A 20,303-nucleotide genomic window follows, 5' to 3' on the forward strand; every position below is an offset into this window, starting at 1 on the left:
CGTCGGAGCCGGGCGGGGCGCCGAACCAACAGGAGCGTGCTGGTAGCCCGATGCGTAAGTTCCTCGTCTTTGTGATCTTCGTGCTGATCGCGGTGGCCATAGCCGACCGCGGCCTGCACTACGCCGCGGAGAGCGAGATCGCCTCGCGCGTCGAGCAGCAGTATGAGATGTCCTCCGAACCGGAGGTCACCATCGGCGGTTTCCCCTTCCTCACGCAGGCCATCAGCGGCGAGTACGACCGCATCCGGATCGTGACCGGGGCGATCGTGGTCGGGGACGTGCAGCTGGAACGCGTCGACGTCACCGCGCGCGACGTGCGGGCGCCGCTGGCCGACCTGATGACCGAGCCCAGCGTGGTCGCGGGGACGGCCCGGGCGAAGGTCATGCTGCCCTACAGCGAGCTGCAGAAGCGCTTGCCGGAGGGCATCGTCATCGAGAACGAGAACGGCAGCCCGCGCATGTCCGGCGACTTGGCGCTGGGGCAGTACAGCACGCCGGTCTCAGCCGACCTGGAGGTCGCGGTCGAGGGCGACACCATCCTGGTCACGCCGTCGAACATCGAGATCGGGCAGAGCCAACTCGGCGGCATGGGACTGGTCGAGGACATGCTGGCGATGCAGGTGCCCGTTCCCGAGATGCCCTTCGGCCTGGAGGTCACCGGCATCGAGGCGCTGCCCAACGGCGTCGAGGTCTCCGCCGAGGCGAGCGACGTCGAGCTCGTGGGCTCGCCGACGACGCAGGGGTAGCCTCGTGGACGCGGGCGCGCTGGATTCCGAGACCCTCGCCGGCGCCGCCGCCCTCGCGGCGGTGCTGGTTCTCGGTACGGCCTTCGGGCTGCTGCGGCGCCGCCGGGACGGCCGCTTCCGCGCGGTCGGAAACGCCGAACGCACGCGCCGCCGGGCGCGCCCGCTGCCGGTGGCGACGCAGTCGGCGGGGGAGGAGTCGGCGAGCATGGACGCAGAGCGAAGCGGGCGCGCAACGGCTGCCCCGCAGGTGCCGGACCGCCTGACGGCCGCCGACCTGGGAGCCGAGCTCGGCGAGCGCGCGACGCTGGTGCAGTTCTCCACGGCGTTCTGCCAGCCCTGCCGCGCCACGCGGCGCATCCTCGGCGAAGTGGGCGCCATGGTCGAGGGGGTGGCCCACGTCGAGATCGACGCCGAGTCGCACCTGGACCTGGTGCGCCGGCTCGACGTCGTGCGCACCCCCACGGTGCTGGTCCTCGACGCGGCAGGGCGCATCTCGCGCCGGGCCGGCGGAGCGCCCCGCAAGGCCGACGTGATCGCCGCGCTCGGCGAGGCCATCCCGTAGCCTCCCGCCACCGGCCGGCGCGGATGCGCAGGCCGGGCCGGGGCCTGTGAGTCGACCCACCCGTGACATCCGGCTGCGCACCCCGTACCATCGCAGACGTGAGTTCTCCGACAGAGCCGTTCCTGACCAAGCGGCGCGCCGTGGACTTCTGCCACGTCGCCACCGCGCTCTGTCGTGCTGTCCGCTAGAGCCGACCGCCTCGGGGCCTGAGCCCCGGCCCGCCGTTCGGCCGGGCGCATCCGACCGCCGGCCGCCCCTCGACTCCTTGCAGCACTCACCCGGGTGGGAACTCCACGATGCAGGTCGACCCGCGAGGTCAGCGCTTCGCCGCCGCCGTCACCACTGTCGTACTCGCGATCGTGCTGGTCACCGGTAGCGCTTGGCTGCTTGCGGTGCAGGCGCTGGTGTTCGCGGTCGCGGTCGCGGCCGGAGTCCGGCACTCGCCCTACGCCCTGGCCTACGCCCGGCTGATCCGGCCCCGGCTGGGACCGCCGCGGGAGACCGAGGACCCCGCTCCGCCGCGGTTCGCCCAGGCCGTCGGGCTGGTGTTCGCACTGGCCGGGCTGCTCGGCTACCTCGTGGCGGGCGCCTGGCTGGGGATCGCCGCCACGGCGTTCGCGCTCCTCGCCGCTTTCCTCAACGCCGCCTTCGGCCTGTGCCTGGGCTGCGAGATGTACCTGCTGATGCGCCGCCTGGCCCCGGTGGGCCGCACCCCGTGACGGCGCCTGAACGACACGGAACCGACCGCCCTCGCGGCGAACACACTGTCAACCGATGAACCAAGGAGGTTCCCCATGAGCCGCTCCGACGTCCTTGTGGACGCCGACTGGGTGGAGGATCACCTCGACGACCCGAACGTCGTCCTCGTCGAAGTCGACGAGGACACGTCGGCCTACGACAAGGGCCACATCCGCAACGCCGTCAAGATCGACTGGAGGCAGGACCTCCAGGACCCGGTGCGCCGCGACTTCATCGACCGCACCGGCTTCGAGAAGCTGCTCTCCCAGAAGGGCATCTCCAACGACGACACCGTCGTGCTCTACGGCGGCAACAACAACTGGTTCGCGGCCTACGCCTACTGGTACTTCCGCCTCTACGGGCACCAGAGCGTCAAGCTGCTCGACGGCGGCCGCAAGAAGTGGGAGCTGGACTCCCGCGAGTTGGTCGAGGAGGTTCCCGAGCGGGCCCGGACCGCCTACACCGCCGAGGAGCAGGACACCTCGATCCGCGCCTTCCGCGAAGAGGTCGTCAACGCCATCGGCACCAAGGACCTGGTCGACGTCCGCTCGCCCGACGAGTTCGTGGGCAAGCTGCTGGCCCCCGCGCACCTGCCGCAGGAGACCGCGCAGCGGGCCGGGCATATCCCCACCGCGCGCAACATTCCCTGGTCCAAGACCGCCAACGACGACGGCACCTTCAAGAGCGACGAGGAGCTGCGCAAGCTCTACAGCGAGGCCGGTGTCGACCTGAACAAGGACATCATCGCCTACTGCCGCATCGGCGAGCGCTCGTCGCACACCTGGTTCGCCCTGCACGAGCTGCTCGGCCTGGACAACGTGAAGAACTACGACGGCTCCTGGACCGAGTACGGCTCCCTGGTGGGCGTGCCGGTCGAGCTGGGCGAGGCCAAGTAGGCCCGGGGATATTCCAGCCGAACCAGGGCGGGCCCGCGGCCGCGCGGGCCCAGCCGCCGCGCGGCGTGCGCGGGCGGGCACCAAGCGAGGAGGAGACGCTGTGAGCGACAACGGATGCGGCGCACCGGTCGGGGGCGTCGCCCTGGCCGACGCCGACGCGGGCGACCAGGCGGTGATCCAGGGGGTCGTGCGGCGCGGCGGAGAGCCGCTCAGCGGCGCCTATGCGCGCCTGATGAACAGCGCCGAGGATTTCGTCGGCGAGGTGGCCACCGGCGAAGAGGGCACGTTCCGCTTCTTCGCGGCCGACGGCGCGTGGAAGGTGCGGGTGCTGGCCTCGAAGGGCTTCACCGCCGAGTACGACGTGAACGCCGAGACCGGCAAGGTGGTCGACCTCCAGGTCGACGCCTGAGCCCCGCGGCGGTCGGATAACGGACCGCCCGGCCGCAGCCTCCGGGCAGCGGCCGGGTGCGCAGACGACGGACGCCGGTGCGAGCGGGACCCCCGCCCGCACCGGCGTCCGTCGTGTTCGGGGGGCGCGGCGGCACTGAGGCGGCGGCCGACGAGGGACGGCGAGGGCGGTGGAGGGCTGGGCTCCGTGCCCATCGGGCAGGGTGCTCGCCGGTGGCGGCGGCCGGCGTGGGCGGCGACGACGCCGCGGAGTGGCGCCCGCGCCCAACGGGCAGGGTGCTCGCCGGTGGCGGTTGCGGCGGGGCGGATCGGGTCTGCTGTGCGGCCTTGTTGGTCTGCCGGAATGCGGGTCGCCTGACGGAAAAGCGGCGCCGAGGACGGAGGGTGGCGGGGCCCGCGCCCATCGGGTCGGGTGTTCGCCGGTGGCCCCCGCGACGGGGTCGGCGAGGACGCGGGGGGAGCCGGGAGGCGCTCGCGGGCTCGTTATGTCGCAGGGCGGCGCGGCGATCGTGGCCGTATGACGAGATCCGGCGGCGTTTTTTGGGAATTCGGCCACGATCGCCACGACCTCCGCGGCCGAATCCGGCACGTCGGACATAGCGGGCGCGGGGGGCGGGGAGGCGCCGCCGCCGTGTTCCGACCGGGCCCGCGCCGCCCGGGGGTCGCGGGGTGTGGCGCGGTCGCGGGCGTTCGCGCGGCCCGGGCCCGCCGCCGGATCGGGGGTCGGGGGGCGACGACACGTCGCTCGTGACACCCGGGCGCGGCCGCCGGGAACTCCACCGCCCGATGGGGTGGGCTATTGGGGGCCTATGCCCGTTTTGCGGGCGGCCTCGGCGGGCGCCGTGGTCACGAGACGCACGAAAAGTTGATGTCGGGGCTGTTTTCGCGCCATTCGGTGCGCTTCGTGGGCCGTCGCCGCCGCGGCGCGGGGGCGAGCCCGCTGATAACTCGGGCATTAGTGGACGAAACACCCCAAGTCTTTTGGTATTGCGGAATTCTGATGCGAGGGTGGCGCCTCGGGGCGGCGCCGAGGCGGATGGGGCCGCACGTACGTGCGACTCGTGGCCCCGTTCCGGCCATGACGGCCGCCGGCTGCCCCGCGCCGACGACCGGGCGGCGGCCCCCGGGGATCGACCACCTGCAGGCGGGTGACCGCCGCCGACCACCGCAGGCCCGGCCCCGTTGCTGCCGCCGCTGCCCTCGTCGGTCGCCGCCACCGGCGAGCACCCGGCCCGTTGGGCGCGGGCCCGGCCCTCGCCATGGCACCCCACGCCGTCCGGATCCGGCCGTATCCCTCCGGGAGCGGAACCGTGCGGTTAACCGGAACTTGCCGGTCGGTAAAATCTCCGCGGCAAGCGATCCGCCGCCCCCTCGCAGCTCCAGCCCGACCGATCGGACCGGCCCCCCCGATGGACGCCCTCGCCGTCGCCGCCGTGTTGACCGCCGCCCTGCTGCACGCGGTCTGGAACGCGATCGCCCACTCCATCACCGACCGGCTCGTCGGCTTCGCGCTCATCGGCGCGGGCGGCCTCCTGGCCGGCGCCGCCGTGGCGCCGTTCGCCGGGCTGCCCGCACCCGCCGCCTGGCCCGCCCTGGCTCTCTCGGTGGTCCTGCACATCGCCTACATGGGCGGGCTCATGCTTTCCTACCGCCTCGGCGACTTCGGCCAGGTGTACCCGCTGGCCCGCGGAACCGCGCCCTGGCTCGTCGCGATCGCCGCGGCGCTGCTCTTCGGCGAGCGGCTGCCGCCGGCCCACCTGTGCGGTGTCGTGGTCGTCTGCGCGGGGCTGTGCGCGCTGACCTTCTCCCAGGGGCGGCCCACCCGGGTGCACGCGCCTGCTCTGGGGGCCGCCCTGGCCACCGGGTTGGCCATCGCCTCCTACACCGTGGTCGACGGTTTCGGAGTGCGCTCCTCCGGCGACCCGCTGGCCTACATCGCCTGGTTGATGATCCTGCAGGGCCCTTTCTACGGCGTCGTCGCGCTGCTCGCGCGACGCGGACGGCTGGGCGCCCAACTGCGCCCCGTGTGGCGGCTCGGCGTCCTCGGCGGCGCCCTGTCCATGGCGGCCTACGGGCTGGTGCTGTGGGCGCAGACGGTGGGCACCCTGGCCGGCGTGGCCGCGCTGCGCGAGACCGGGATCATCATCGGCGCGCTCATCGGGACCGCGTTCTTCGGCGAGCGTTTCGGCGCGGTCCGCACGGCCGCGGCGACGGCCGTCGCCGTCGGTGTGGTGCTGCTCAGTAGCTGATGGTCCGGACCGGCGCGGGGACGGGAGCTCCCGAATCGCCGCCGGGTCGTGACAATCCGGCGACCTCCTGCCAACATCTGCGGTAGTCTCCGCTCGATCTCCGCATACCCCGCGATGTGCGACCCGGCGGCCCCCGCGCCGGGCTGGAGGTGCTTCGAGGTGGCCGATCCCGCATCGGGTGCGCATCCGACTCCGACCTACCTCGGATGGCGCTACGAGGTCCTCGCTTCCGATCCGGGGCCCCCGCCGCACCGGCCCGCGCCGGAAGACCGCGTCCGGATCAGCGCCGAATGGCTCTCCGCCCAGCGGGCCGACGAAGCCCGCACCAACCGCCCCCTCTACACCGCCTTGGCGGTCCTGGGCGGTATCGCCCTGCTGTGCGTGCTGCTGTGGCCGCTGCGGGTGCTGCCGGGCCTCTTCGCCTTCGGTGCGTGTCTGGGGTGCGCCGCGGTGGCCCTGCCGATCGGCGTCGCGCTGCTGCAGGGCCGCCGGGTGATGCGCGAGCGGCTGCGCACCGAGGAGCGCCGGCTCGACGCCGAGCGGTCCGAACACGAACGCGAGCTGCGGGAGCGCCAGGAGGAGCACGCACGCGCCTACGCCCGTTGGCAGGCCCGCAAGCGCGTCTACGAGTCCCAGCCGCGCTGGTACGGCGTGCGGCCGCCCGATGGCGCGCAGTCCGTCGTCGTGGCCGGCGGCACCGACGCCGGGTGGTCGGCACTGCTGACCACCCTGGGCGCTTCGCTGCTGCGCGTCGGCGGCGACCTGACCGTGGTCGACCTGTCCGGCCGCGGCACCGCCGCCGAGCTGTGCTCGCTGGTGAAGCGCTCGGCAGTGATTCCGCGGGTGTGGGTGCTGCCCGCCGACCTGCAGCGCATGAACCTGGGCACCAACCTGGGAGCCGGCCCGCGCGCCCGTATCCTCGCCTCGCTCGCCTGCGCGTTCGACGCCAAGACCGACACCGATGCAGACGAGACCCTGCTGCTGCGGTTGTTCGAGGTGCTGGGGCCGCAGATCAGCATCGCCGCGCTCATCGGCGGCCTGCGTGCGCTGAGCACCCCCGCCGGCGACCCGGGCGGCGCCGACCCCGCGCTGGACCTTGTCACACCCGAACAGCGCGACGAGCTGCGCGCCCGCTGCGGTGACGACCGGGTGGTACGCGAGCGTGCCTGGGAGCTGGAGCGCCACCTCGCCCCCTTCGAGGGGGTCGGCCGCCGCGCGGAGGAGGAGCCCTACGCCCAGATCAAGGTCATCGCCACCGACCGCACGCTGGGCGAGGCGTCCACCCGGGCCTACGGCACCTACGCCGTAGCGGCGCTGAGCGAGCTGCTGGAGCTGCGCGCCGACCGCGCCCGAAAGGCCGCCCGGCCCTGGCAGCACACCGTCGTGGTGGCCGGAGCGGACACGCTGCCCGACCACGAGCTGGAGCGCCTCGCCGAAACCGCATCCTCCGCGGGCGCCGGGCTGGTGCTGCTGTTCCGCGAGGTCGCCGAGCATGCCCGGGGCTGGCTGACCGGCGAGGGCCGCTTCCCGGTCCTCATGCGCCAGCCCACCACGGCGGCCGCGGCGCGGGTGCTGCCGGTGCTGCTCGGTTCCGGCGACGTCGGCGCGGCCCCCGGCGGCCGGGCGCCGGCGCTGCGCATCCACCGGCTGACCGAGGTCATCGGCGAGGCGCTGAGCGACTCCGTGGCCGACGGTTACGTGAGCGACACCGCCGAGGACGTCACCGCGCCGGTCTCGATGCGCAACGCCGCCGCGTCCCTGGCTCCCCTGGACCTGGCTCGCCATGTGCGCGCCGCGACCACCTGGGGGCGCACCACCGCCCAGGCCGCCCAGATCGACGGCAGCGAGCAGCCCGGCGAGGCGGGCGAAGGGCTCGGCGGTCACCGCATCGACGCCCACGGTCTGGCCACGCTGCCGCCGACCGCCATGGTGATGCCGGGCGCCGACGGCCCGGTGCTGGCCGACGCCAACCCCGGCATCCTCGTTCTGCCCACCGCCACCCTCAGCACGATCGACGAGGCCCCCGACGCCCCGGACGCCGCCGAGGAGGACCCGGCAGCCGAACCGGCCCCCGGCCACTCCGGCCGCCCAGCCCCGGACCCGCCGCCGAACCTGGGCCCGCCACCCGAGCGGCTGGACTGGCGCGCAGTCTAGATTTCATGTCCGGGGCGTTTCTCGGACCGGCTGCGGGCACGTGGTTCGGCCGAGGCCCCGGGCATGGTTGCGCCGCTGCACCCCTTCTCCGAAAGGGTCCGGGCTGGTGAGCCCGCTGGGCCGTGCTGAAGATCGTCCGCCGCCCCGGCTCCGGTAGCCTGGCCGCCTCACCCGGCCCGCGCGCACTCGGCGCACCGAGTGCGGCGAGCGCGCCGCTCCGGCGCATCCGCGCGGCCCGGGCAGGGCAATAGGCTGGGATCCACCGCCTGGCGCCCAGGCGCATTCGCACTCTCTTACGAACGTTGTGGGGATCATGAGCGAACTTCCCTTGCGTGCCCAGTTGGCCGCGGTCTTGGGTAAGGGCGCGGCCTCGCTGTCCCGGGCGACCGGGCGCGGCGACGGCTCCGTCATCGGTGGCAGGATCGCGCTCAAGGTCGAACCCGATCTGCTCGCCCAGCTCTCGCGCGGCCGCCGGCTCGCGCTGGTCAGCGCGACCAACGGCAAGACCACCACGACGCGGCTGATCGCGTCGGCATTGCGGGAGCTCGGCCCCGTCGCCACCAACGAACACGGCGCCAACATGCCCACCGGGCACATCACCGCCTTGGCGGCGAACCCGGAAGCCCGCGAGGGCGTGCTGGAGGTCGACGAGAAGTACCTGCCGCAGGTGCTGCAGGCCACCAACCCGGCGGTGGTCGTGCTGATGAACCTCAGCCGCGACCAGATGGACCGCGCCTCCGAGATCAACCTGCTCGCCAAGAAGTGGCGCGAATCGCTGGGCCGCAGCCAGGCGCACGTCGTCGCCAACGCCGACGACCCGCTCGTCGCGTGGGCCGGTATGGGCGCCCACTACGCCACATGGGTCTCGGCGGGCCAGCGCTGGAAAGAGGACTCCTGGTGCTGCCCGGAGTGCGGCGGGCACCTCAAGCGCGACCCCGACCCGCACTGGGAATGCCCCGAGTGCGGGATGCGCCGCCCCGAGGCCACCTGGGTGGTCGACAACGACACCGACAGCGTCGTCGACCCCGCGGGTCACAGCTGGCCGCTGCGACTGAACCTGCCCGGCGACGCCAACCGCGCCAACGCCGCCGTCGCGATGGCCACCGCCGCTGCCTACGGCATTCAGCCCGTGCAGTCGCTGCCCCGGCTGCAGCAGATCACCTCGGTCGCCGGGCGCTACACCTCCGTGGTCACCGACGGGGTGGAGGTACGCCTGCTGCTGGCCAAGAACCCCGCGGGCTGGCTGGAGTCCTTCGCGGTGCTCGACCCCCCGCGGGTGCCGGTGATCCTCTCGGTCAACGCCCAGATCCCCGACGGCAAGGACACGTCCTGGCTGTGGGACGTCGACTACACGGTGCTGCGCGGTCGGCGGGTCTTCGTCATGGGCGAGCGCCGCACCGACCTGGCGCTGCGGCTGGAGACCGACGAGGTGCCCTTCGAACTCGCCGACCGCGTCAGCGACGTGGTCGCCAAGGTCAAGGCGGAGACCCCGGACAGCACCAAGATCGACGTCATCGCCAACTACACCGCCTTCCAGCAGATCCGCGCCGACTACGGCCGCGTCCAGTAGGCGCGAGAAGGGGCAACTCCATGAGCGACACAAGCAGCGTCCTGCGCATCGTGTGGATCTATCCCGACCTGCTGAGCACCTACGGCGACCAGGGCAACGCGCTGATCCTGCGCCGCCGCGCCGAGCAGCGCGGAATCCGCACCGAGATCGTGCACGTGCACTCCAGCGACCCGGTCCCGGCCGAGGGCGACGTCTACCTCCTCGGCGGTGGCGAGGACCGACCGCAGATCCTCGCCGCCGACCGGCTGCGCTCCGACGGCGGCCTCAAGCGCGCCGTCGAACGCGGCGCCGCGGTGCTGGCGGTCTGCGCGGGTTACCAGATCATCGGCGAGACCTACGGTGACGACGACGACAAGCCGCTGCCGGGCGTGGGCATCCTGGACGTCCGCAGCGGACGCGGCGAGAGCCGCGCGGTAGGCGAGATCGTCGCCGAGGTCGCCCCGGAGATGGGCGGCGGCCGCATCACCGGCTTCGAGAACCACCAGGGCCGCACCACGCTGGGGCCCGGAGCCACCCCGCTGTCGCGCACCCTCACCGGAATCGGCAACGACGGCCGCACCGAGGGCGCCTTCCAGGACCAGGTCGTCGGCACCTACCTGCACGGCCCCGCCCTGCCGCGCAATCCGCAACTGGCCGACCTGATGCTGCGCATGCGCGTCGGCGAACTGGCCCCGCTGCCCCCCTCCTGGGGCGAGACCCTGCACCAGGAGCGCCTGGCCGCGGCGCTGTAGCGGCACGCATTCACCCGCGTGGGGGCCGGCTCCGGGTGGCGGGCCGGGCCCCGCGGTGCCTTGGGCGTCAGCCCAGCAGCAGGGCGAGGACGAGCAGGACCACGGCCACCGGCAGCACGGTGAAGCCCAGAGCCTCCTTGCTGCGGTCCTCGCGGATCAGTTCCTGCTCGCTGTGCGTGGAGATCGTCATCGGCGTCTCCTCGCGCCCGACCAGGACGACCTCGCCGTCGTCCGTGCGGTGCGGAAACGAGCGGACGAAGATGCGCTCCCCGGGGCGGATCACCCACTCGCGGAACGTGCAGCCGGGGGTCAGCGCGGCCGGGCCGGCCACCTGGGTGCTGGCGGTGCACACTCCCCGTTCCCCCGACTCCAGGTGCGGCGGCGAAAGCGCATCGGTAGGCGGGACCGCGCCCTCGTCGAAGCGGTCGTGGACCAGGTCGGCGTGCTCGACGTGGATCCAGTGCGGGCGGCAGGTGGCCGATCCCGTGACGTCGGTGAGCCCGAAGGGCTCGTGGGAGTGCAGATCGAAGACCGGCGACAGCTCCAGCCGGTCGCCGGTCTCGTCGCCGTAGTGGTGGTGCACCACCTCCACCCGGAACCACACGCATTCGGTCTGCGAATACGGCGAGGTCAGCAGTCCCTCCGGGCCGGCGGCGGCGTCGGCGAGCACCTCGGTCCAGCCCGGGAGTTCGTCGACCTCGGCCAACCGGCCCAGCGTGTAGTTGGGCGTGGTCTGCAGACTGCGGCGGTGTGCCCGCGCCCGCATCGCGCGCCACCACAGGAAACAGCCGACGCCGACGAGGATCAGCGCGACCAGTTGGAGGGTTACTGCCAAGTCGTTCATCAGGTGTCCGATACGCGTCGGTGGTGAGGGGGTGCCGGGCCGCGGACCCGGCCGAGCGCGCCGCGCATCGGATCGGCCCGCAGAAGGCGGACCGGCCGCCGACAGCGTCGCGCCCGTCCATGGGAACGCAGGCACGGCGATGCGTGGTCAGGGCTCCGCTGAGGGATCCGCAGCAGCAGACTAGTGGATCGCCGCCCGACGATCACCTCGGCGCCGCAGCGCCGCCGACCGCGACCGCGGGCCCGGACCTCGGGCTACCCGCGGCGCGGGCCGAGATGCACGTGAGAGCCCCCGCACGGCGCGGCACACGTGTCCGGCGCCGGCCGCCGACCCGCGCTCAGGCGGGACGGCGGCGCAGTTCGATGTGGGCGTTGGCTCCGGTGTCCGGCGGGACGACGACCTCCTGGCCGGCCGCGACGCCGTCGACGGAGAACCCGGCCTCGACCGGCACCGTGCGCTTCACCAGCCCGAGTGCGATCGGTCCGAGCTCGTGGTGGCGGGCGGAGGAGCCGAGGACGCCCACCGAACGGCCGTCCAGCTCGATCGCCGATCCCTGCTCGGGCAGGCGCTCGGCGGTGCCGTCCAGGTGCAGCAGCACCAGGCGGCGCGGTGGGCGGCCCAGGTTGTGCACCCGCGCGATGGTCTCCTGGCCCGGGTAGCACCCCTTCTCCAGGTGCACGGCCGGGCCCACCCAACCCATCTCGTGCGGAATGGCCCGGTGGTCGGTGTCCAGGCCCAGCCGGGGGCGGTGGTCGGCGATGCGCGCGGCCTCGTGCGCCCACATGCCCGCCGCGCGGATGCCCGCATCGGCCAGTGCGGCGGCGACCGGGCTCAGCGATTCGGCGGGCAGGAACAGGTCGATGCCGGAGTCGGTGCGCCGAAGCGGGATGTCGGCGCCGAGATCGGGCACGAGCGCGACGGCGGCCTCGCGGTCGGGGCCGGCGACGGTGAGTACGCGGCGCTCGGCGGTGAGGTCGGTGATCTCCACGCGGAGCATGAACCGCATCGAGTCGAGGAACGCGGCGAGGTCGGCGGCCGCGCCCGGCTCGGTGTGGATCCACACGGATTCACCGTCCTCCACCACAGAGAGGTGGAAGCGGATGTGGCCCTTGGTGTCGAGGATCAGCGCCTCGGTGGCGGTGCCGGGGGCGGCGTCGGTGAGGTACTGGCTGGTGAGGCTGTGCAGCCAGCTCAGCCGGTCGGGTCCGCTCACCCGCACGATCCCGCGATTGCCGCGGTCGATCCAGGCGGCGCCGCGGTCCAGCGCGCGGCCCTCCTGTGCGGGCTCACCGTAGTGTGCGGCGACGTCGGCGTCCGGCGGTGCGGCGGCGACGGCACCGGGGCGCGACAGCAGCGGCGAAGTCATACCTCCGATGGTATGCATCCCGACGGCGCCGCGGCGGCCCCGGGCGCGTCCGAAACGCCGTCCGCTCGCGCGTGGCACCGACCGGAAGAGCGGCGAGCGGTGGTTCGGGGTCCGGCAAAAACCGTTTGCCCCGCTCTGAGCGGGCGCCGTAGTGTCAGAGGCACGCAGGAAAGGAGGTGGTCCGAACAGTGAAGACGTTTGGGACTTGCGAGGTGTCCGCCCGCTAGGGCGAGACGAGGTATCGGATCGCGCTAGCGAATCCACCGTGGACACCCAGATCCCCGGGTCGCCGGAAGTTGTCCACCCGGCGCGGTCCCGCCGCTCGGCGGCGGAGGCCACCCCGGGGATCCGTCCTTGTCCTGGCCACAAGCTCGCCCAGCACACCCGAGCCGGAGCGATCGTGCCCCTGTGACGAAGGCCGGCGCCAGTTTTTGGGATTTTCGCCACGATCGCCGCGGCAGGTCCGCGCGAACCGCCTCCCGGCAGACCGGCAAGGCCACGGCAAGGCCGCACCAGGGGTCGAGCGGGAGCCCGCCCGCGGGCGCGGGCGGTTCAGCCCGTCCCGGGCGCCTGGACCGGGCGCTTGAGTTGCGCCGACATGTACGAGCGCAACTCATGGCCGCGTGCCGCCATGTCCCAGGCGTAGCCGAGGATCTCGCGCTGCTCGCCGAAGAGTCCGTAGAGCCGCTTGCCCGCCGTCACCTCCTGGCCGGTCTCGGTGCGCAGCACGGCGTCGGTGAGCAGTTCGACCCGGCTGGCGAAGACGGTGCCGAGGTACATCTCGGTGTAGCCCTCCGGGTGGGCGATCAACGCCTCCACGTGGATGGCCGGGCTGTCGTCGGAGGGCGTCTCCTCGGGTTCGGGGCGGCAGCGCCAGTAGCCGGATTCCGAGGTCCACAGCGCGCCGAGGCCGCCGTCGGGCGTGAGCCGCCACACCCGGGAGTGGTAACCGAGATAGGGCCCGCCGTCGTCGGTGAACTCCACCTCTTGGCCGAACTGGAACTCCTCCATGTCGGCGTAGCCCGCGACGCCGACCCCCTCCCAGCGGCCGATCAGAAACGACAGCTTCTCAACATCGCGGTGCACGTCTGACTGCATGGTCTCCGAGCGTAGCGGCTCGCGGGCGCCGCGCGGCACGCCTTCGCGTTCGGGGGCGGGCACGCGTGTTCGCTCGTGTTCGCCGCAGCGCCTCCGTTATCCAGCTGTTATTAACGGTCCGGACTCCCTCGTCAGGTATTACGGTGTTCACTCACACGAGCGGGGACACGGCGGGTCGCGGTGCGGCGACCGTGCATGCCGGGCCTGCCCGCCGAACCTGGTAGAGAAGATGCCGGTGCCGCGGCGCCGTAAGCGGCGGCAGCCGACGTGGCAGGCACAAGCGACGAAGCGAAGAGAGGCGGCCTGGAATGCTGTGGATCGGGGTGGTCCTGCTTCTCGGCGCGGCGATCCTCGCCCCCCTGGCCGTCCGGGCGGTGCGCCGCTGGTTCCGCCGGCGCGACGCCGACCAGGTGCGTCCGCGCGCCATGGCCGCCGATGCGGGCACCGAGGTCACCGTCACCGGCGTCGCGGTGCCGGGGCCCCAGGGGCCCATCGAGTCCCGGCTGGCCCGCAAGGACTGCGTCTGGCACGGGCACGAGGTGCTGCGCCACTACTGGTCGCTGACCGAGGACTCCGCCACGGGCGAGCGCGTGCGGGTGCGCGCCTGCGACTCCATCGCCGACTACGGCGCCGCGGAGGTCTTCGGGATCGCCGGAGGCACGGCAACGGGGCGCGACCGGCTGCCCGTGCTGGTCGAGTCCGAGGACGCGGCGCTTTCCGGCGCCGACCTGTGCCTGCAGCGGGTGGTCGGGCGCCCCCAGCGCGGTGTACCGGCACCCGCGGACGACCTGCTGCCGCGCGTGAAGGGGCGGATCTCGGGGCTCTTCCGCGGCGAGACCATCGAGTTCGAGTACCGGGAGTGGATCATCCGGCCCGGCGATTCGATCACCGTGCACGGCTTCGTGGACATTCGCGACGGCCATCCGGTCATCACCGCCCCGCCGGACGGTCGGCTGCGCATCGAGCACCGCCGCGAGGTCCCGCCCGAGGAGAAGCCCCGGCGGCCGGGTGCCGCCGACGCGCTGCTGCTCAGCGGCGGCACCCTGGTCTCGGCGTGCGCGGGTCTGCTGCTGATGCTGGCGGGCGCGACCTGAACCGCGCCCCCGGCGCGCTCGACAACCGGGCCGCCCGGTGCGGACCGGGCGGCCTGCCGGTGGGCGTCCCGCGTCCGGGGACAGGTGAGGCGGCCGCTACGCTGACCGGATGGACCGCTCATTGGTGATCAAGGCCACCGCCGGCGACGACGCTCCCGAGCGCTGCAACCAGGCGTTCACCGTGGCGGCCGCCGCGGTGGCCAGCGGGGTCGAGGTGTCGCTGTGGCTCACCGGCGAATCCGCCTGGTACGCGGTGCCCGGTCGCGCCCGGGAGTTCAGCCTGCCGCACGCCGCGCCGCTGGACGAACTGCTGGAAGGGGTACTGGCCGGCGGCCGCATCACCGTCTGCACCCAGTGCGCCGCCCGCCGCGGGCTGGCCCAGGACGACCTGATCGAGGGCATCCGCATCGCGGGCGCCCCCGCCTTCGTCGAGGAGACCCTCCGCGAAGGCGCCCAAGCCCTCGTCTACTGAGACACCGACGCCTGTGCGCGCTACCAGCGGCGCCCCTTCGGCGCAGGTCGGCGACGACTCCTCAATCGCCGTTGCTTTCATCGAGAAGCCCGATATATTGCGCCAAGCGAACATGCACCTACGACGGGATGCGTCCGTCAAGAGTGCCGAGTTGATCGCCCAACTTGACTTTCATAAGCGGCTGGACGGCAGGTATCCTGACCCAGCATTTCTTAGGAACTCCTCCCTGGCCACACGCAAGTTGTATATCGTATTTCGTCTTGCGGCTGGTTGAAGTGGACAGAGGGCAGACAAGCGTGAAGGGCCATTCGATATCAGCGTTCGCGCTCGGTCCGCTCACGACCAGCACGGGCCGCCGCGTATCGTGCAACTTGCGCTCTTCGTCGGGGATGAGCCGAATTTGTTCGTCGGTGACATAGTAGACGCCACCCGCATAGACCGGGGCGATCATTCGGTTTCTCAGCCACCGTCCAACATCTCGTCGGTGGCTTCTTTGCGGAGTTCTGACAGAGAGTCGATCTCCTCGGAGAGATCGCCGACCGCTCCGACATCGTCTTCCAGGGCGGGCATGCCGCGAGCGACTGCCCGTAGTTTCCGCAGGGCGGGCTCCAAGTCGGGAAGGGGCTCACCCCCAGTCAGGTCGAGACGCACCTCTCGGCGACCCAGCTTTTGCGCTTCAAGCATGGGCGGAGTCTGATAGGTAAGATCCCTTAGCTGAGTAGCGGTGAATCTGCCCTTTTCAGCGACCACTCGTTCGACGATCGCTGCGAAGTTCTCGTCGATCTCGACTTCTGGTGCGTCTGTCGTCAAGGAGAGGCGTACCTCTTTCCCGCCGAAGAAGTTAATCGTCTCGCTTGCGCCGACAATCCCAGCAAGTTCGAGATCGCTTTCGACTTCCTGGAGGGTATTGCTGTAAGGGCCGTAATGACGCCAACGCCATTCAACACCGCTGCCGGGGGCGTTTTCGTTTCCGACGGCTTCGAGGTCGGCGAGGTAGAGCAGCTTGGCCAGCTTGGTCCTGTTGATTATGATGCCGTTGGCGCGAGCAACCCTCAGCAGCTGCACCACTGCTGCGGAGCTTCCACGCATCGTCATCGCCGCACCCCCAGGATTGCAATCGTACGGGTCGCAGCTTCGTCTTGCACCATGTACGCGGGATTGATCGCCCAGGCGTAGTAAATGCAGTGCACGGCGTCGTGGTGCTGAGGATCCATGCTTCACCCGGACTCAAGGATATGCGAACTGGCGTTCGGTTTCCAGGGCTCCGGGTGGCGGCGGCAAGTCCCCTCCCCTGCGTGGAAGGGGACTCGTCCGCCGCAGGCTACTTCTTGCCCTGGTTCTTCACGGCCTCGATGGCCTCCTTGGCGGCCTCGGGGTCGAGGTACTCGCCGCCCTGCTTGCGCGGGGTGAAGTCCTCGTTCAGTTCGTAGACCAGCGGGATGCCGGTGGGGATGTTCAGTCCGGCGACGGTGTCGGCGTCGAGGCCGTCGAGGTGCTTGACCAGCGCCCGCAGCGAGTTGCCGTGGGCGGCGACCAGCACGGTGCGGCCGTCGCCGAGGTCGGGCACGATCGTGTCGTACCAGTAGGGCAGCATCCGGTCGACGACGTCGGCCAGGCACTCGGTGCGCGGCATCAGCTCGTCGGGCAGCCGCGCGTAGCGGCGGTCGCCCACCTGGGTGTAGGGGTTGTCGTCCCCGATCGGCGGCGGCGGCGTGTCGTAGGAGCGCCGCCAGGTCATGAACTGCTCTTCGCCGTACTCCTCGCGCGTCTGCGCCTTGTCCTTGCCCTGCAGGGCGCCGTAGTGGCGCTCGTTGAGCCGCCAGGAGCGCCGTACCGGCAGCCACGCCAGGTCGGCCTCGTCGAGCGCGATGTTGGCCGTGCGGATCGCGCGCTTGAGGACCGAGGTGTGCACGATCCCGGGTCGGGTGTCGGCCTCGCGCAGCAGTTCGCCGCCCCTGCGGGCCTCCTCCTCGCCGGTGGCCGAGAGGTCGACGTCCACCCAGCCGGTGAACAGCCCTTCGGCGTTCCAGACGCTTTCGCCGTGTCGCAGTAGAACCAGAGTCGCCATACCGGCCAGCCTAGCGACTACCGCAGTCGGTGCGCGCCCGTGGGCGGCAGTGGTCTAGGCCAATACGCGGGGGGTTCGCCGGACGGCGCGCGCCCAGGCCCGGAGCGCGCATCAGGCGCCCGCGGGGCTGCCGTCCTCCTCCACCAGGTGGCGGAACGCCTGCAGGTTGCGCAGGCTGTAGCCCTTCCGGTAGCGCCACTCCCACTCCTTGCGGATGGAGGAGGCGAAGCCCCTCTCCAGTGCGGCGTTGAAGTTCTCGTCGGAGTAGGTGAGCACGCACCCGAGCAACCGGTCCACCTCCTCGGGGGTGACTCCGGACAGCGGGAGCCGGCCCACGATGTACACGTCGCCGACCTCGTCGGCGGAGAAGGCCATGCCGTACATGCCGTCGTTGCGCTGCAGCAGCCAGCGGTAGAAGTCGCCGTGGTTCTCGTCGGGCCGGCGGCAGAAGAACGTCTTCACCAGCAGGCTGTGCTCGCCGACACCGAGCCACACCATCGTCTTCAGCTTGCGCTGCCCCGGCAGCGAGACCACGAAGGACCGGGAGTCCGGGCGTTCGGCGTCGAGCCCGGCCTCCGCGACAGCCGCCTCCACGGCGGCGACGGCATCCGTCCTGGGTTGCGTCGACATGTCCGGGTGACCTTCCCTCCCTGGTGCGACTGGGCTGCGCGGACCGCGCGCCGACAGGTGTTGCCGCGGCTACTGCCCCGACGCGAGCGGGAGCCGCTCGCCGACCAGAGTCCCACGGTAGACGTCCAGCAGGCCCTCCACAGTCGCCTCCCAGCCCAGCCCGGCAGCGTGGCCGACACCCGCCGTCCCGAGCGCGTCGCGGCGAGCGGGTGCGCGGACGAGCCCGTCCAGAACCCGGGCGTAGTCCTCGGGGTCGTGGCCGTCGACGAGCACCCCGGACACGCCGTCGCGCACCGCCGTGGGCAGTCCGCCCACGCGTGCCGCGACGACGGGGGTGCCGCACGCCTGCGACTCCACCGCCACCAGGCCGAAGGACTCCGAGTAGGAGGGCACCACCGTGGCGGTGGCCGCTCGGTAGAAGGTGACCAGTTCGCTGCGGGAGCGCGGCGGCTCCCAGCGCACGACGTCGGCGATCCCCAGCGACCGGGCGAGTTCGGCCAGTCGGCGCGGCTGCGCCAGGTCGGTACCGGACAACCCGCCGACGACGGCCACGACCAGCCGCTCGCGCAGCGAGGGGTCGCGCTCCAGCAGCGCAGCCGCCGAGCGCAGCAGCACGTCCGGCGCTTTGAGGCGCTGCACCCGGCCCACGAACAGCAGCAGTTCGGTGTCCTCGGCAAGCCCGAGTTCCCGCAGCGCCGCCCGCCGCGGCCCCGGGCTGAAGACGTCCAGGTCGACGCCCGGCGGAACGGCGCTGACGCGGGAGGGATCGGCGCCGTAGTGGTCGACGAGCTGGCCGGCCTCGACCGGGGTGTTGGCGACCAGGTGATCGGCGTGGCGCACCAGGTGGTCCTCGCCGCGCAGCCGGTACTCGGGCTCGGCGGAGTCGCCCTGGGCCAGCGCCAGGTTCTTCACCTTGGCGAGCGTGTGCATCGACTGCACGAGCGGGACGCCCCAGCGCTGCGCGGCCGCCAGGCCCGCCCGCCCGGAGAGCCAGTAGTGGCCGTGCACGAGGTCGTAGTGGCCCGGCTCGTTGCCCGCCTCGGCCTGCAGCACGCCGAAGATGAAGGGGCACAGGGAACGCGCCAGCGCCGATTTGTCCAGCGTGCCGTAGGGGCCGGCGGGGATGTGCCGGACCGTGACGCCGGGCAGCATCTCCACGACCGGCGGCTGGTCGGGGCCGGTGGCGCGGGTGAAGACGTCGGTGGCGACGCCGCGGGCCGCGAGGCGCTTGGCGACCTCCACCGTGTAGACGTTCAACCCGCCGGCGTCGCCGCTTCCGGGCTGCTCCAGCGGCGAGGTGTGCAGGCTGATCGAGGCGATCCGGCGGGGAAGCGCCGCGTCCGAGGAGAGGGCTCGGAAGCGCTGTGCGGGTCCTGTCCCGGGCGCGTCAGGGCTGTCCGCCACCACTGCTGTCGTCCCTTCCGGTGCTGTCCGTAGGTGCGCCCGCTCCTCGGGCGGAGCCGGTCCGTCCCGGTTCCGCTCCGGCGAGGGCGGTGGGACCGGCCCCGTGCCCGGCGCACAGCGCCGCACACGGCTGCACATTCCCTCCACTCAACAGGGTCCGGGCGCACAGTGTTCCATCATGGACGCGCAGGGTCGGCGCCCCGGCACCAGGGGGTGTCTTTCGCGCGCGGGCACCGCGCGGGCGCGGCCCCGCGCCGGGGGCCGGGTGCCGCGCGGGCGGTGTCAGTTGTCAGTCGCCTCGCCGCGCGGCGGGGTCTTGCGGCGCGGTCCAGCCCTCAACGAGGAAGTCCACCGCCTCGGGGAAGGTCGGCACCCAGGTCTCCCAGGTGTGGCCGCCCTCGGGATGCATGGTCTCCACCGTCATGTCGCGCTCGCGCAGCAGCTTGGCGAAGCGCTCGGCCTCGCCGTGGATGCTGCCGGTCTGCAGCGGCGTGTGGTCGTCCTCGCCCTCGATGAGCATGTAGCGGATGTCGCGGACGGCGGGGTCGTCCAGCAGCTGGTCCGGGGCGTGGGCGTCCGGGTTGTCGCCGAAGGTGTCGCTGGGGTCGTCGACCTTGAAGTAGCCGGCCCAGCTGACGGCCTGGCCGTAGGTGTCGGGGTGGCGCAGCGATAGCGCGGCGGCCCCGTATCCGCCCATGGAGAACCCGGCGATGGCGCGCAGTGCGCGCGGCCGGGTGTGCTCGCCCTCGACGGCCTTGATCGCCTTCTCGGTCACGAACGTCTCGATCGCGAAGTCGCCGTCGGCGGCGTCGCCCCATTCGGTGTCGCTGCCGCCGACCTCCTGGCCGAACGGTGCGGCGATGACGAACTCGACGCCGCTGCGGCACATCTGCTTGTCGAGCGCCTCGCCGACGCCCGCGTCGCGGATGTCGTGGTGGGTGGTGGTCGACCCGTGCAGCAGGTAGAGCACTGGAAGGTCGTCGGTGTCGGGACCGGGCGGGCGGCGTACCCAGATCGGCCGCTTGCCGTCGGGGGCGCCCTTGTCGGGAACGGTGATGATCTTGTCGGTGCCCGACTGGTCGCACGAGGCGACCTCGCCCGGCCGCGGGTTCACCGGCGAGGCCCCGGGCGGCATCGCTGCGCCGGCGGCCTGGGCGGCCGCGCCACCGGTGTCGGGGGCCTCGTCTCGCAGAGCCGCGAGCGTGCCCGCTGTGGCTACGACGAGTGAGGACGCCACCAGAACCGCGGTTCTGCGAGAGAGTGTCGTGAACAC

Annotated in this window: 20 protein-coding genes; 11 read left to right on the forward strand and 9 right to left on the reverse strand. The window is 72.4% G+C overall.

Translation table 11 applies throughout. The annotated features are described in order from the left end of the window. The first annotated feature begins 50 nt into the window (after positions 1-50). The 9 genes from EKD16_RS01730 (at position 51) to EKD16_RS01770 (ending at position 10,054) form a co-directional block, all read left to right on the forward strand. Positions 51-746 carry an LmeA family phospholipid-binding protein gene (locus EKD16_RS01730; protein WP_131096762.1) on the forward strand — a complete coding sequence of 232 codons (696 nt, stop codon included), beginning with the start codon at positions 51-53 and terminating at the stop codon, positions 744-746. 4 nt (positions 747-750) lie between these two features. Then, positions 751-1,308, forward strand: coding sequence for a TlpA family protein disulfide reductase (locus EKD16_RS26565; protein ID WP_394347303.1), 558 nt, complete (start codon positions 751-753; stop codon positions 1,306-1,308). A 296-nt stretch (positions 1,309-1,604) separates the two neighbouring features. Beyond that, complete coding sequence (locus tag EKD16_RS01740) at positions 1,605-2,027, forward strand: DUF4395 domain-containing protein (RefSeq protein ID WP_131096763.1); 423 nt, start codon at positions 1,605-1,607, stop codon at positions 2,025-2,027. Between the two features lie 75 nt (positions 2,028-2,102). Further along, a complete protein-coding gene (locus EKD16_RS01745; RefSeq protein ID WP_131096764.1) occupies positions 2,103-2,942 on the forward strand; it encodes a sulfurtransferase in 840 nt (279 codons plus the stop codon). A gap of 100 nt (positions 2,943-3,042) precedes the next feature. Continuing rightward, a complete protein-coding gene (locus EKD16_RS01750) occupies positions 3,043-3,351 on the forward strand; it encodes a DUF1416 domain-containing protein (protein ID WP_131096765.1) in 309 nt (102 codons plus the stop codon). A 1,408-nt stretch (positions 3,352-4,759) separates the two neighbouring features. Then, positions 4,760-5,599 (forward strand): DMT family transporter, encoded by an 840-nt coding sequence (locus tag EKD16_RS01755; protein ID WP_131096766.1) that lies wholly within the window; start codon positions 4,760-4,762, stop codon positions 5,597-5,599. A gap of 159 nt (positions 5,600-5,758) precedes the next feature. Further along, on the forward strand, positions 5,759-7,753 hold the full coding sequence (locus EKD16_RS01760; protein ID WP_131096767.1) for a hypothetical protein: 1,995 nt from the start codon (positions 5,759-5,761) through the stop codon (positions 7,751-7,753). Between the two features lie 313 nt (positions 7,754-8,066). Continuing rightward, entirely contained in the window at positions 8,067-9,323 is a 1,257-nt protein-coding gene (locus tag EKD16_RS01765; RefSeq protein WP_131096768.1) for a Mur ligase family protein, read from the forward strand. 20 nt (positions 9,324-9,343) lie between these two features. Then, positions 9,344-10,054 (forward strand): type 1 glutamine amidotransferase, encoded by a 711-nt coding sequence (locus EKD16_RS01770; RefSeq protein WP_131096769.1) that lies wholly within the window; start codon positions 9,344-9,346, stop codon positions 10,052-10,054. 67 nt (positions 10,055-10,121) lie between these two features. Here EKD16_RS01770 and EKD16_RS01775 read toward each other — a convergent pair whose 3' ends face one another. From EKD16_RS01775 to EKD16_RS01785, 3 genes are all read right to left on the reverse strand, one after another. Continuing rightward, positions 10,122-10,898: a GIDE domain-containing protein gene (locus tag EKD16_RS01775; protein ID WP_131096770.1), complete on the reverse strand. Its 777-nt coding sequence runs from the start codon at positions 10,896-10,898 to the stop codon at positions 10,122-10,124. A gap of 337 nt (positions 10,899-11,235) precedes the next feature. Continuing rightward, positions 11,236-12,264: a CAF17-like 4Fe-4S cluster assembly/insertion protein YgfZ gene (gene ygfZ / locus EKD16_RS01780; protein WP_131096771.1), complete on the reverse strand. Its 1,029-nt coding sequence runs from the start codon at positions 12,262-12,264 to the stop codon at positions 11,236-11,238. Positions 12,265-12,816: 552 nt separating this feature from the next. After that, complete coding sequence (locus EKD16_RS01785; protein WP_131096772.1) at positions 12,817-13,362, reverse strand: nitrobindin family protein; 546 nt, start codon at positions 13,360-13,362, stop codon at positions 12,817-12,819. Positions 13,363-13,670: 308 nt separating this feature from the next. Here EKD16_RS01785 and EKD16_RS01790 point away from each other — a divergent pair, with 308 nt between their 5' ends. Together EKD16_RS01790 and EKD16_RS01795 are read left to right on the forward strand one after the other, a co-directional pair. Beyond that, complete coding sequence (locus EKD16_RS01790; RefSeq protein WP_131096773.1) at positions 13,671-14,456, forward strand: GIDE domain-containing protein; 786 nt, start codon at positions 13,671-13,673, stop codon at positions 14,454-14,456. 109 nt (positions 14,457-14,565) lie between these two features. Then, positions 14,566-14,928 (forward strand): DsrE family protein, encoded by a 363-nt coding sequence (locus tag EKD16_RS01795; protein ID WP_131096774.1) that lies wholly within the window; start codon positions 14,566-14,568, stop codon positions 14,926-14,928. 118 nt (positions 14,929-15,046) lie between these two features. Here the strand turns inward: EKD16_RS01795 and EKD16_RS01800 are convergent, their stop codons facing one another. The 6 genes from EKD16_RS01800 to EKD16_RS01825 form a co-directional block, all read right to left on the reverse strand. Continuing rightward, positions 15,047-15,379 (reverse strand): type II toxin-antitoxin system PemK/MazF family toxin, encoded by a 333-nt coding sequence (locus tag EKD16_RS01800; RefSeq protein WP_131096775.1) that lies wholly within the window; start codon positions 15,377-15,379, stop codon positions 15,047-15,049. Positions 15,380-15,387: 8 nt separating this feature from the next. Next, positions 15,388-15,996: a type II toxin-antitoxin system antitoxin SocA domain-containing protein gene (locus EKD16_RS01805; protein WP_207391408.1), complete on the reverse strand. Its 609-nt coding sequence runs from the start codon at positions 15,994-15,996 to the stop codon at positions 15,388-15,390. A gap of 253 nt (positions 15,997-16,249) precedes the next feature. Continuing rightward, positions 16,250-16,996: a phosphoglyceromutase gene (locus tag EKD16_RS01810; protein ID WP_131096777.1), complete on the reverse strand. Its 747-nt coding sequence runs from the start codon at positions 16,994-16,996 to the stop codon at positions 16,250-16,252. Between the two features lie 111 nt (positions 16,997-17,107). Beyond that, positions 17,108-17,626 (reverse strand): type III secretion system chaperone family protein, encoded by a 519-nt coding sequence (locus tag EKD16_RS01815; RefSeq protein ID WP_131096778.1) that lies wholly within the window; start codon positions 17,624-17,626, stop codon positions 17,108-17,110. 69 nt (positions 17,627-17,695) lie between these two features. Next, positions 17,696-19,030: a D-inositol-3-phosphate glycosyltransferase gene (mshA, locus tag EKD16_RS01820; protein ID WP_394347304.1), complete on the reverse strand. Its 1,335-nt coding sequence runs from the start codon at positions 19,028-19,030 to the stop codon at positions 17,696-17,698. Positions 19,031-19,319: 289 nt separating this feature from the next. Next, the gene (locus EKD16_RS01825; protein WP_131096780.1) at positions 19,320-20,303 is read right to left on the reverse strand and encodes an alpha/beta hydrolase; all 984 of its coding nucleotides are present in this window, start codon (positions 20,301-20,303) and stop codon (positions 19,320-19,322) included.

It is taken from the genome of Streptomonospora litoralis (assembly GCF_004323735.1).
GTDB lineage: Bacteria > Actinomycetota > Actinomycetes > Streptosporangiales > Streptosporangiaceae > Streptomonospora > Streptomonospora litoralis.